This is a genomic window from Pseudogemmobacter faecipullorum, from assembly GCF_020539525.1.
Taxonomy (GTDB): Bacteria; Pseudomonadota; Alphaproteobacteria; order Rhodobacterales; family Rhodobacteraceae; genus Pseudogemmobacter; species Pseudogemmobacter faecipullorum.
The window spans coordinates 117417-129917 of record NZ_JACDXX010000004.1 but is presented as its reverse complement, the minus strand read 5'-3'; the positions used below and the strand labels follow the sequence as shown (position 1 = coordinate 129917).

12 protein-coding genes and 1 tRNA gene are annotated in these 12501 nt (G+C 63.7%); 6 read left to right on the top strand and 7 right to left on the bottom strand.

What is annotated here, in order from left to right; genetic code table 11:
• Positions 1 to 50: 50 nt before the first annotated feature.
• From H0485_RS05820 to H0485_RS05805, 4 genes are all read right to left on the bottom strand, one after another.
• A complete protein-coding gene (locus H0485_RS05820) occupies positions 51 to 767 on the bottom strand; it encodes a hypothetical protein (RefSeq protein ID WP_226934423.1) in 717 nt (238 codons plus the stop codon).
• Positions 768 to 909: 142 nt separating this feature from the next.
• Positions 910 to 2349 (bottom strand): NAD(P)-dependent oxidoreductase, encoded by a 1440-nt coding sequence (locus H0485_RS05815; protein ID WP_226934422.1) that lies wholly within the window; start codon positions 2347 to 2349, stop codon positions 910 to 912.
• Between the two features lie 163 nt (positions 2350 to 2512).
• A complete protein-coding gene (locus H0485_RS05810; protein WP_226934421.1) occupies positions 2513 to 3316 on the bottom strand; it encodes an undecaprenyl-diphosphate phosphatase in 804 nt (267 codons plus the stop codon).
• 4 nt (positions 3317 to 3320) lie between these two features.
• Positions 3321 to 4307 carry a complex I NDUFA9 subunit family protein gene (locus H0485_RS05805; RefSeq protein WP_226934420.1) on the bottom strand — a complete coding sequence of 329 codons (987 nt, stop codon included), beginning with the start codon at positions 4305 to 4307 and terminating at the stop codon, positions 3321 to 3323.
• Between the two features lie 201 nt (positions 4308 to 4508).
• On the opposite strand from H0485_RS05805, the gene H0485_RS05800 reads away from it, so the two are divergent.
• A tRNA-Leu gene (locus tag H0485_RS05800) sits at positions 4509 to 4593 on the top strand.
• Between the two features lie 179 nt (positions 4594 to 4772).
• Here the strand turns inward: H0485_RS05800 and H0485_RS05795 are convergent.
• From H0485_RS05795 to H0485_RS05785, 3 genes are all read right to left on the bottom strand, one after another.
• Positions 4773 to 5360 carry a DUF1190 domain-containing protein gene (locus tag H0485_RS05795; protein WP_226934419.1) on the bottom strand — a complete coding sequence of 196 codons (588 nt, stop codon included), beginning with the start codon at positions 5358 to 5360 and terminating at the stop codon, positions 4773 to 4775.
• Positions 5361 to 5395: 35 nt separating this feature from the next.
• The gene (locus H0485_RS05790; RefSeq protein WP_226934418.1) at positions 5396 to 6622 is read right to left on the bottom strand and encodes a glutathionylspermidine synthase family protein; all 1227 of its coding nucleotides are present in this window, start codon (positions 6620 to 6622) and stop codon (positions 5396 to 5398) included.
• Positions 6623 to 6790: 168 nt separating this feature from the next.
• The gene (locus tag H0485_RS05785; protein ID WP_226934417.1) at positions 6791 to 7858 is read right to left on the bottom strand and encodes a branched-chain amino acid aminotransferase; all 1068 of its coding nucleotides are present in this window, start codon (positions 7856 to 7858) and stop codon (positions 6791 to 6793) included.
• 310 nt (positions 7859 to 8168) lie between these two features.
• Between H0485_RS05785 and fliF the strand changes: the two genes are divergently transcribed.
• The 5 genes from fliF to speB all read left to right on the top strand — a co-directional run bounded on the left by fliF (position 8169) and on the right by speB (position 12495).
• Positions 8169 to 9767, top strand: coding sequence for a flagellar basal-body MS-ring/collar protein FliF (gene fliF / locus H0485_RS05780; RefSeq protein WP_226934416.1), 1599 nt, complete (start codon positions 8169 to 8171; stop codon positions 9765 to 9767).
• A complete protein-coding gene (locus H0485_RS05775) occupies positions 9767 to 10375 on the top strand; it encodes a hypothetical protein (protein WP_226934415.1) in 609 nt (202 codons plus the stop codon). Before fliF ends, H0485_RS05775 begins: the two co-directional genes overlap by 1 nt.
• Positions 10372 to 10641 (top strand): FliM/FliN family flagellar motor switch protein, encoded by a 270-nt coding sequence (locus tag H0485_RS05770; protein ID WP_226934414.1) that lies wholly within the window; start codon positions 10372 to 10374, stop codon positions 10639 to 10641. The genes H0485_RS05775 and H0485_RS05770 overlap by 4 nt, the downstream gene beginning before the upstream one ends.
• Positions 10642 to 10736: 95 nt before the next feature.
• Positions 10737 to 11447 (top strand): flagellar type III secretion system pore protein FliP, encoded by a 711-nt coding sequence (gene fliP, locus H0485_RS05765; protein WP_226934413.1) that lies wholly within the window; start codon positions 10737 to 10739, stop codon positions 11445 to 11447.
• Between the two features lie 85 nt (positions 11448 to 11532).
• Positions 11533 to 12495 carry an agmatinase gene (speB, locus tag H0485_RS05760; protein WP_226934412.1) on the top strand — a complete coding sequence of 321 codons (963 nt, stop codon included), beginning with the start codon at positions 11533 to 11535 and terminating at the stop codon, positions 12493 to 12495.
• Positions 12496 to 12501: the final 6 nt, after the last annotated feature.

The window sequence follows — 12501 nt, the reverse complement described above, 5'->3', positions numbered from 1 at the left end:
CATGGTCCGGACGGGTCGGGTCAGGGAAGATTGGTGCAATGGCATGCGGCTCATCCGTCATATCGCGCCCTGATGATTGCCGGATTGCCCGGGGCTTCGGTCATCAGCGGATCGCAGTCATAAAGCGGCTGCGTCGCGCCAAAGCCTTTTTCGCCCGGTTTCAGAATATCGAGCGGCGCGCCGGAATAGGGCAGCCATTCGCCGTCGCCGAGATCCATCTGCCCTGCGCCCGAGAAGAACAGCCGCAGCTCGCGGCTGATATATTCATGGCCACGATTGCCACGGACCTCGCCGCTTTCATGTTCCTCGAGCGCTTCATATTCGGTCTCTTCCAGCAGGAAACCATCAACGGTGATGCTGTTGCCGGTCAGCCGGTCAAAGCCGGTGACCCGCGAGCCGATGCCGGAATCCCGGCTGAGGGTGAATTCGAATGTATCAAGCCCGGTCGCCAGCAATTCGCTGAACGAGGCCGGATCGGCGCGCCCGGCATCCAGCCACTGCCGCTGCGGCGGGTTCATCTCAAAGCTCTCGACCCATTCGGTCTCGGCATTGATCCGCGAGCGGAAATAGAGGCCCTCCTGGTCAAAATCGGCGCGCCACTGATCGCCGGCCGGATCGGCGCTGCAGATATAGTGGTTTGACACCCGGCAGCCCTGGGACTGCACGGTCAGAAAGATTTCGCAGCCCTGCGGCGGCGTCCAGGTCCTGGCCTCTGCGGCAAGGGGAAGCGTCAGGGCGAGCGCCAGGGCGGAGAACAGGGGTTTCATACCGGCAATACCTTCATGATCGGGTGCAATATCGCGCCACCCTGGCACAGAATTCGGCGCGATACTCATCACGGCCGCGCCAGCAGCCATTCCGGCTCTGGCACGGGAAGAGGGCGGGAGTGTCATGGGTTCAGCCGCCCGCTTACTCAGCCGCGACCGCAGCGGCAGATTGCGCCAGATAGCCAAGGATGGAATCCGCCGCCTCCCGCCCGTCCCGGATCGCCCAGACCACGAGGCTCGCGCCACGCACAATGTCACCGGCCGCGAAAACGCCCGGCAGGCTGGTGGCATGGCTGCGGAAATCGGTTTTAAGCGTGCCCCAGCGGGTGACGCCCAGCCCCTCGGCCCCCCAGAGTTGCGGCAGATCTTCCGGCTCGAACCCCAGCGCCTGGATCACCAGATCGGCAGGCTCGATATAATCAGCACCCCCGATCACTTCGGGCGACTGACGGCCCGAGGCATCCGGGGCGCCAAGGCGCATTTTCTGCACCATCACGCCCTCAACCACGCCCGCCCCGGTGAAGCCCTTCGGCGCCGTGAGCCAGACGAATTCGACGCCCTCTTCCTCGGCATTCTGGGTTTCGCGCTGCGAGCCGGGCATATTCGCCCTGTCGCGGCGATAAAGACATTTCACCGAAGTCGCGCCCTGGCGGATCGCGGTGCGCAGGCAATCCATGGCGGTATCGCCGCCGCCGATCACCACAACGCGTTTACCGGCCGCATTCAGCGTCCCATCCTCATATTCCGGCACGGTATCGCCAAAGGAGAGGCGGTTCGCCACGGTCAGATAATCCAGCGCTCTGACGATGCCGCGCGCCTCCGAACCCGGGGCGTCGATCTCACGGTTTTTATAGACCCCGGTGGCGATCAGCACCGCAGCATGCTGTGCCCGGATCGCCTCAAACGACAGGGTCTCCCCCACGGCGCAGTTCATCACGAAACTCACACCGGCCGCTTCCAGCTGTGCGATGCGGCGCATCACCACCGGCTTTTCCAGTTTGAAACCGGGGATACCATAGGTGAGCAGTCCACCGGCCCGGTCATAGCGGTCATAGACCGTGACCTGAATACCGGCCCGGCGCAGGCGGTCCGCCGCTGCCAGACCCGCCGGACCCGCGCCGATGATGCCGACGCTTTCCGCCCGCTCGGCCAGGGGGCGGCCGGGCTGAACCCAGCCCTGCTCCCAGGCTTTATCGGTGATATATTTCTCGACCGAGCCGATGGTGACCGTGCCATGGCCCGACTGCTCGATCACACAATTGCCTTCACAGAGACGATCCTGCGGGCAGATCCGGCCACAGATCTCGGGGAAACTATTGGTGGCCTGGCTGATCTCATAGGCCTCGCGCAGGCGACCCTCTGCGGTCAGGCGCAGCCAGTCGGGAATATTATTGTGCAGCGGGCAATGGGCCTGGCAATAGGGCACGCCACACTGGCTGCAGCGGCTGGCCTGTTCGGCCGCCTTCTGCGCCGCGAATTCGCGGTAAATCTCGTCAAAATCCTGCTTTCGGTCTGAGGCTATCCGCTTCTCGGGCATTTCTTTGCCGAGGGTGACGAATTTAAGCATCTTCTGCGTGGCCATGGCTGCGCGTTCCCGGAAGCAGGTTTCGGATACGCCCGTGTTACCCCCTGGCCCAGAGAATTAAAAGTCAGCAAAGCTTACCTATATTTGTTTTTCCGGCCCCGGCGGCGCAAAAAATGCGCCCTTACGTCGGATAATAGGTCAGCAAAGCTTACACACCCACTCAATATCCAAGCGACAGACCGATAAGTGCCGCCAGGCCGACAATGATTCGCCACCAGCCAAACACCGCATAGCCATAGCGCCCGACATAGCTCAGCACCCATTTCACCACAAAAACGGCGGTGAGGAAGGCCACGATAAAGCCGACGGCAATGTCAGAAATGGCGCTGAAATCCAGCACATCGCGGTTTTTAAAGATGTCATAGGCCACCGCCGCGCCCATTGTCGGGATCGACAGCAGGAAGGAGAATTCTGCCGCCGCCCGCTTTTCGACCCCCATCAGCAGCGCGCCGACAATGGTCGCCCCCGAGCGCGACACCCCAGGCACCATGGCAAGGCATTGACAGAACCCGATGGCGAGCGATTTTCCCAGCGGCAGTTTCATCGCATCGGTATGCTGCGGATGTTCCGGCGCGAGCCGGTCAACGACCAGCAGAATAAAGCCGCCGAGGATCAGCATCACCGCGATCAGAACCGGGGTCTCGAACAGCACTTCCTTGATGAATTTATGCAGCGCCAGACCGATGAACACGGCCGGCAGAAAGGCCAGCAGCAGCGAGAAGAAGGTCCGCCGTGCCGCCAGATCATGGCGCGCCGCCAGCCCGATCCGGGTCAGCTTCGCCGCATAGACCGAAAATAATGCCAGAACTGCTCCGAGCTGGATCACCACCGCAAAGGCATTGCCTGGCGAGGAAAAACCAAGGAAATGCCCCAGCAGAAGCAGGTGACCGGTCGATGACACCGGGACAAACTCGGTCAGCCCCTCCAGCAGACCCAGAACGGCGGCGAGCAATATATTGTCCAAAGCCTCAGGCCTTTTTCAGATTTTTGGCAGAATCCTTGATGGCGGCATACTGACCCGAGGGCCGGAAGCGCCAGAGATAATCCGGGATCACCGCCTCAAAAGCGGTCGGCGCGATTCCAAAGGCGTCAAAGCCCCTCGCGCCCTCGCTGACCACATTGTCGCGCTCCAGCATCCGCAGCTGATCACGCGTCAGCAGTGAATTACGGATCAGACCGCCCGTCAGCGCCGAGCCCAGATCGAGCAGCACCGCCGGAACCGTCATAATCGCCGAGGGCAGATTCAGCACCAGGCGGCGGCGCTGGATCACCGGCAGCATCCGCCCGATCAGCTCGCCCAGCGAGGCCACTTCCGGCCCGCCCAGCTCATAGACCCCGGGAGCCGCGGCCTGGGTTACCGCCCGCACCACCGCCTCGGCCACATCATCGACGAAAGCCGGCTGGAACAATGTCGCGCCACCGGCAATCGGCAGAACCGGCGCGCATTGCGCCAGAGAAGCGAATTTATTGAAGAAACCATCCTCGGTGCCGAAGATCACCGAGGGCCGCAGAATGACCGCGGCCGGGAAAGCCCCGGCAACCGCCGCCTCGCCCGCGGCTTTCGAGCGGCCATAGGCCGAGCGCGACTGCGCATCCGCGCCTAGCGCCGAGAGATGCACCAGCGCCGCAACGCCCGCCCCGGCAGCCGCGCGGGCGATATTCGCCGCACCTTCCACATGGACCGCGTTGAAATTATTGCGCCCGCCGGCAGCGAAAGTGCCAACGCAGTTGACCACCGCATCCGCACCGATCGCGGCGCGCGCGACGCTGGCCTCATTGCGGATATTACACAGAACAGGCTCAACCTGCCCCGGCACGCCATAGGGCCTGACAAAAATCGCCTCATTCGGGCGGCGCACGGCCACCCTGACGCGCCAGCCGAGTTTGGCAAATCGCCGCGCGACATAGCGGCCAACGAAACCCGAGCCGCCATAAATCGTGACCAGCTTGCTCATGCGAATACTCCCACGCCGGGGTTGCCTTTCCCGCTCCATAGCTCTGCCACTTCGCTCCAGCAAGACAAAAGCCCGGAATCCTCAGGAAATCACAGCTTTCCGCTAACAGGGTGAAAGAAAATGTAAAATTTCTGAAAAAAAGCGTTTTGACCTTGTTGACATCCCCCGCCCCAAAATCTAAACACCGCCTTACTGAAGCGTGCCCAGATGGCGGAATTGGTAGACGCACTGGTTTCAGGTACCAGCGCTGCAAGGCGTGGAGGTTCGAGTCCTCTTCTGGGCACCACTATACTACGGAAAGCCGTGTAACCTTACAGGTTGTGCGGCTTTCGTAATTTTCGGGCCATGTGTTGCGAGAATCCCCCCGCCGCCTCATGCGCCACAGCAATGCAAAACGCGCCACCGTGTCACCGGGGCGCGTCTGGTTTTTTTCTCTGCAGGAGCTTTGCCGGCCCGGAGCTGGCCTCAGCCGCCCGCCCCCGAGGACGAGCCGCCAAACCCACCGCGCGAGGCTGAGGGGGCCGCGCTCATCGGCGGCTTGTTCACCGTGCTGGCCGGGCGGGCAAACTGGCTCGACGGCACTTTGGCGCGGCCGGAATTGGCCCCGTAACTGGCCGTCCCGGCGGCATTGGTGAATTTGCCATCCGCCGTTTTATACATGGGCTGCGAGGCCGCTGCGCCCCGGCCGAGACCGCCGCCGCCCATCATCGAGCCCATCAGATAGCCCATCATCAGTGGCATGAAGATCGAACCCACCCCGCCACCGCCTGACTGCGCAGCCGGACCATCCCCGCAATTGCCCGCGCCATGCTCGGCCTCACAGACGGCGAGGCTGTCGTAACGCGGCGCCGATTCCGCATGCAGGGCCTCGGCTTCGGCAAAGGCGGTTTCGCATTCCCCGGCCGTGACATAGCCCGCGAGGCTGGCCGCTTCCTTACAGCTTTGCAGATCCGGAAAGGCCTGGGCCTCAACCTCGCTTTCCTGGCAGCCTGCCAGGGCAAAGGCCGTGGCGCCAAGAATGGCAAGCGCGACATGTTTAGAGCGTTTCGTCATGGCCTTCTCCTGCAGTCCGGGTGGTCAAGTTCAGGTTACGGAGCAATAAAATGGGGTTTGAAGCGCGACAGATCCTGAGTGATCCGCAGCCGGTCCTCGCGAATCCCAATACCGGCACAGTCATGACCGACCATCCAGGCCCCGATCACCGGGAGAAAGCCCTCAAACACCGGCAGCGGCTGATAGGCCTGAACCACGCGCGGATGATGATCATAGGGGCTCTTCGCCGCCGCCTCGCTGACCCGACCCGCTTCGATGATCGAGACCGAGGCGCCCTCGCGCGAGAACAAAGGCTTGGTCACATGGCCCTGGAACAGCTGATCCGCCGCGCGGGAGAAGGCCTCGCGCACCTCTGGCACCGCCTGGCCATCTCCGCGCAGCGCGGCGGCGACATCGGCCTCAAAGAAGGCGGGCAGAAGGTTAGGATGGCCCTCGAACATCTGCCAGAGCACCGGCAGAATGCCCTTGTTCGACAGCAGCATTTTCCAGGCTGGCTCAAGGAACATACAACCCGAGCCCGCGATATGGCGCGCATAATCATCGCGCAGCAGATCTTCCCAGGGGTAAAGCTTGAACAGGGTGCCGATCACCCGGTCCTGATCATCGACGAACTGCCCCTCTTCCGAGAGGCCGATTTTGCTCAGATCAGTGTAATGCGCGCCCAGACCGGCCTCGCGCGCCGCCCAGCCCATCGCCTCAACCGTGGCATAATCCTCCGGATTTCCTCCCATAGCGGTGAAATGCAGATTGCTGCCTGCCGGAAACAGCTCGCGAAAGCGCGCGACCAGCGCCTCATGGATGCCGTTAAACTGATCCGCCCCCCCGGGCAGTACACCGGCGGCCAGCTGATCTTCCAGCCATGACCACTGGAAAGAGGCGCTTTCATAAAGTGAGGTCGGGGTATCGGCATTATATTCCAGCAGCTTCGCCGGGCCATTGCCATCATAGGCCAGGTCAAACCGGCCATAGATCTCGGGCTCATTGCGCGCCCAGCTGTCCGCAACCAGATCACGGTAAGCCTCGGGCACGCCCAGCCGGGTCATCAGCTCTTCAGAGACCACGATCTGCGCCACCGCTTCGCGGCACATGCTGTGCAATTCGGCTGACGGCGCCTCCAGATCCTCTTCGATCTGCTGCAGGGTAAAGGCATAGGCCGAGGTCTCATCCCAATAGGGCTCGCCATGCATATCCGCAAAGCTGAAGCCAAGCTCGGCCGCCTTCTCGCGCCAGCCGGGCCGTTCTGAAAGCGCGATCTTCTGCATGGGAGAGGTCCTTCCTGAAAGCGCGTTCTGCATAAACTGCCGAGGCAGGATTGGCCAGAAGGCGGTCTGGCCCCAGGCAAAGGCCAGCAGGCCGCCATAGCCTGGGCCGCGAAGTGACAAAGGCCCGGGCTGCGACAGCCCGGGCCTTTGTGGTGATACGCGGACCGCTTACTCAGAAACGGTGACGCTCCAGCCCTGCGGCCCTTCGACCGCACCGGTATAGATCCCCGAGAGGGTCGCCCGCAGACGCGCGGCCAGCGGCCCCGGCTCGCCGATCTCCAGCGCGCCGCCGTCAAATTTCAGCCGCGAGACGCTGGCGATGATCGCCGCAGTGCCGCAGACGAAGACCTCGGCAATTTCGCCCGCAGCCACATCGGCCTTCAGCTCGTCGAAGTGATAGGAGATTTCACTGACCGGCGTCCCCTCTGCACGCAGCAGCGCGAGGATCGAGGCGCGGGTGATGCCCGGAAGAATGGTGCCAAGCGCCGGGGTAAAGACGCTGCCATCTTTTTTGACGAAGAAGATATTCATCCCGCCCAGCTCTTCGATCTGGCCGCTGCCATCCGCGCTGAGGAACAGAACCTGGGCGCAGCCCTCTTCATAGGCGCGGGTCTGGGCATGCAGCGAGCCGGCGTAATTGCCACCGCATTTCGCCTCACCCGTGCCGCCCGGCGCAGCGCGGGTGGTTTCCTGCTCGACCCAGACCGAAAGACCGGCCGCGCCCGATTTGAAGTAATCGCCTGCCGGCGCGGCGATCACGCAGAAGATGCAGCGATCCGCCGGACGCACACCGAGGAAGCTTTCATCCGCGAACATGAAGGGGCGCAGATAGAGGCTGCCCTGGCCCGGGATCCAGTTCTTATCGGCGCGCACCAGCGCCTCGACCGATTCGCGGAACAGCTCTTCCGGCACCTGCGGCATGGCCATACGCAGGGCCGAACGGTTCATCCGGGCTGCATTCTGATCGGGGCGGAACAGGCGCAAAGCGCCATCAACGCCGCGATAGGCTTTCATCCCCTCAAACAGCTGCTGGCCGTAATGGAAGACCGCATTTTCCGGCTGAATCGCAAAGGGACGGCGCGGCCCCAGTTCGGGCTGTTCCCAGCCGCCCGCACGGGTCCAGACCGCCGTGACCATGTGATCGGTAAACACGGTGCCGAAGACCGGGGCCTCGAGCAGCTTCTCCCGCTCGGCCTCTGCCACTGGTTCCGGGTTCAATGTCACCTTGACCGCCATTTGTCTTTCTCCGCCAGATGCAGGTTCGAATTTGCGCTGATTTTTCCACCTTGCCGAGAGAAATGACCAGTGATGAAACGCGCATTTCTGCGTGAACCCCGCTGCAATTCACCGCCTTTTCGGGCCGATCCGGACCTATCTGGCATCACAACAGCGCTTTTGCCGCAATAAATGCGATCCGCTGCCCGCTGCGGGCGCAAGAGAATGGCGCAAGCACCCGGCCTTTGCCGCCAAAGCGCAGCCCTGGCTAACCGGTTGTTAAGGCCTGAGCGGCAATAGTGCGGCAGCAGGAAGAATTCCGGCAGGGCAGATGCGACAGAATATCCTCTCAATCTGGAACGGGCTTGATCTGCGGCGCAGGCTGATCCTGGCCGGGGCAACTCTGGCGGTATTCCTCGCGATTTTGCTGCTGGCACGCGGCACCGGCAGCAGCGGCATGTCGCTGCTCTACGCCGGGCTCGAGGATCGCGCCGCCGGGCCGGTGATCACTGCCCTCGATCAGCGCGGCATCCCCTATGAGGTGCGCGGCACCGCGATCTGGGTGCCTGAAGCCCAGCGTGATCCTTTGCGGATGGCCCTTGCGGCAGAGGGGCTGCCCCCCGCCGGGGGCCAGGGCTATGAGCTGCTCGATGGCCTGTCAGGCTTTGGCACCACGGCGCAGATGTTTGATGCTGCCTACTGGCGCGCGAAAGAGGGCGAGCTGGCGCGCACCATTCTCACCATGCCCGGGATCCGGGCCGCGCGGGTGCATATTTCACAAGGCCCGAGCCATGTATTCCAGGCGAGGATCAGCCCGACCGCCAGCGTGACGGTGACCAGTGCCTCTGGCCAGCTGGGCGAGGACCAGGCCCGGGCGCTTAAACATCTGATCGCCTCGGCTGTCACCGGGCTGCGCCCGGCGGATGTTGAGGTGATCGACAGCAGCGGCGGGCTGATTGGCGGCGAGGACCGCAGCCTGGCGGGCAATGGCGCCGCGACCGAACGCGCCGCCCAGATCCGCAATGGCATCGAGCGGCTGCTCGCGGCGCGGGTCGGCCCGGGCAAAGCGGTGGTTGAGGTGGCGCTGGAGCTGATCACCGACCAGGAGCAGTTTACCGAAACCCTGATCGACCCGGAAAGCCGGGTCGCGATTTCCTCTGACACCGAAGAGCGCAGCAGTGAGAATGCCCAGCCCGGCGGGGCAGTAACCGTTGCCTCGAACCTGCCCGAACCCGCTTCCGGCGCCTCTGGCCAGGGCCGTTCGCAAAACACCGAGATCCGCGAGCGGCTGAATTACGAGATGTCCGGCAGCCAGCGCGAGGTGACCCGCAACCCCGGCGGCATCCGGCGGATGACCCTGGCGGTGCTGGTCGATGGTCAGATCGTCACCGCTGCTGATGGCACCGCAACCTGGCAGCCCCGCAGCCCGGAAGAGCTTGCCGCTCTGCGCGAACTGGTCGCCGCCGCCGCCGGATATGATGAGGCGCGCGGCGATTACCTGACGCTGCAATCAATGGAATTTCAGCCTGGCCCGCTGCCGGAGGCCGAGGTGCTGCCCGCGGGCCTGCTGCCGCTTACCGGCCCGCTCGATATAATGGCTGCGATCCGCATTGCCGCTCTGTCGATCACCATCCTCATACTGGCGCTGTTTGTCCTGCGCCCGCTGCTCCTCCCCTCGCGGCCCCGCCGCCTTGCCACACAGGAACCGCCGCTCTCGCTGCCCGGCCCGGCGCTGTCCCTGCCTGGCGCCCTCAGCGGCGAGATCGACAGCAGCTTCAGCCTGCCCGATCTGCCGGTGATCGATTTTGCCGCCGATGCCAGCCCCTCCGAAGATCCGGCAGGCCGGCTGCGGCGGCTGATCAGTGAACGCCAGGCGGAATCGATCGAGATTCTGCGCGGCTGGCTCGAACCCGATGAAGAGCGCGCCTGATGCCGGTGCCACAGCTCGAAGCCTTTGACACAGGTGATACGGTTTGCCCCGCCGTGGTGGTCACCGATGCGGCGGCGCTTGACGCGCTGCGCGCGGCCGCCTGGGCCGAAGGCTATCAGACCGGGCGCGACGAGGCGCGGCTGAGTTCAGCCGCCGCTGAAGCCGAAGGCCGCAATGCCCTGATCGCGCATCTTGGCCAGCTGACGCTTACCGCCGACGAGGCGCAGCGCGAGTGTCTCGCCGCTCTGCAGGCGCCGCTGCTGGCCCTGACCGGCGCTCTGCTGCCGCTGCTGGCCCGCGACTGCCTCGCCCCGCTGCTGCTGGAGCAGATGACCCCCCTGATCGCCGAGGCGGCGGGCCAGCCCCTTACCCTATACCTTCACCCGGAGGCACGGGCCCGGATCGGTGATCTGTTGCTGAGTGCCGCCCCGCCGGGCCTGACGATCTGCGAGGATGCCCGGCTTGGCCCCGATGCCGCGCGGTTCAGCATTGGCCAATCCGGCGCCGGAGCCGATCTCGACCCCGGCCGGCTCTGCCGCGCGGCCGAACGGATCCTGCAGGACTTTTTCACCCTCAGCACCACCCCGCCACCAGGAGCAAACCTATGAATGACCTGCGTGCCGACACCCCCTTTGCCCATGTGCCGATTGAGATCATCATCTCGGTCGGCCGCGCCAGACCGCTGGTGCGTGACCTGTTGCGCCTCGGCCGCGACGCTATCCTGCCGCTGGACCGCAGGGTTGAGGATCCGGTTGAGCTTTATGTCGGCGACCGGCTGATCGCCCGGGGCGAGCTGACCGAGCTGGAAGGCGAACAGGCCGGGCAGCTGGCGGTGCGCCTGACCGAAATCACCGGCCCCTGGGAGGGGATGTGACCTTCTCTTCCCGCCCCGGCCCTTCTGGCTTCGGCCCTTCCCGCCCAGACCTGTTTCCAGCCAGGCTCTGGCCCGGCCTCGCCGCAGGGACGGCAGTGCTGGGCCTCATCCTGCTCAGCGCCGCGCCGCTGAACGCCCAGGAGCTGAGCCTCAGCCTTGAGGGCAGCGGCGGCGAGAGCCTTGCCACCCGCTCGGTCCAGCTGCTGGTGCTGATCACATTGCTGTCGATCCTGCCCGGGCTGGCCATCATGGTCACCTGCTTTCCCTTCATTATCACTGTGCTCTCGATCCTGCGTCAGGCGATTGGCCTGCAGCAGGCACCGCCCAATATGCTGATCATCAGCCTGGCGCTGTTTCTGACCTGGTTCGTCATGGACCCGGTCTTTACCGAGGCCTGGGCGCGGGGCATTGGCCCCTTCACCCGCGAAGAAATTGATCTGAATTCCGCTTTCATTGAGGCCTCCGAACCGTTTCGCCAGTTTATGGCGGCGCGGACGGATCCGGAAAGCTTTGCCCGGCTCGACGCCCTGCGTCCCCGCGCGCCCACACCAATCACCGAGGCACCGCTTTCTCTCCTTGTCCCCTCGTTCCTGATTTCCGAAGTGCAGCGCGCCTTTGAGATCGGCTTTCTGATCTTTCTGCCCTTTCTGATCATCGATCTCGTGGTCTCGGCCATCCTGATGTCGATGGGGATGATGATGGTGCCCCCGGCGGTGGTATCACTGCCCTTCAAACTGGCGTTTTTCGTCGTGGCCGATGGCTGGTCCCTGCTCGCCGCCGCTCTGGTGCGCAGCTACCAGCCCTGATCGCCCATGCCGCGCACTGAACGCCTTGCCTGCCCGCCCGGCCTGTGGCCTGCTGCCGCAAAACAGTCAGACCGGGAGCTTTCAGATGCCTTTCAACCAGCCGCTTGGCGGCAATGACATGCCACGTTTTGGCGGACCGGTCACTTTCATGCGCCTGCCTGCCGCCGCTTCAGCCGAGGGGCTTGATGTCGCTTTCTGCGGCATTCCCATGGATATCGGCACCTCAAACCGGCCCGGCACCAGGCTCGGGCCGCGTCAGATCCGGGATGAGAGCCGGATGCTGCGGCCCTTTAACATGGCCACAGGCGCTGCGCCCTTTGAGCATCTGCAATGCGCCGATATCGGCGATGTCGCGATCAACACCTTTGATCTGAAGAAATCCGTCGGTCTGATCGAGGCGCATTATGACGGCATTCTGGCGGCGGGGGCGCTGCCGCTGACCATGGGCGGCGATCACACTCTGACCTGGCCGATCCTGCGCGCCATCCGCAAAAAACACGGGCCGGTGGCGCTGATCCATGTCGATGCCCATGCCGATATCAATGATACGATGTTTGGCGAGAAAGTGGCGCATGGCTGCCCCTTCCGCCGCGCCTTTGAGGATGACTGCCTGATCAATGATAAAGTGTTCCAGATCGGGCTGCGCGGCACCGGCTATAGTACCGATGATTTCGACTGGGGCCGCAAGAACGGCTGGACGGTGATTCAGGCCGAGGAATGCTGGCATAAATCGCTGAAACCGCTGATGGAAAAGATCCGCACAAAGATCGGCGATGCGCCGGTCTATCTGTCTTACGATATCGACAGCCTCGATCCGGCCTTTGCGCCCGGAACCGGCACGGTCGAGCCGGGCGGGCTGACGATCTGGCAGGGGCTTGAAATCATTCGCGGCTGTGCCGGGCTTAACCTGGTCGGCGGCGATCTGGTCGAGGTCTCGCCGCCCTATGACCCTTCGGGCAATACCGCATTGATCGGGGCCAATCTGCTGTATGAAATGCTCTGCGTGCTGCCGGGCGTGCCGCAGAACCCGCCGCAATCGCTGCTCTGACCGGAG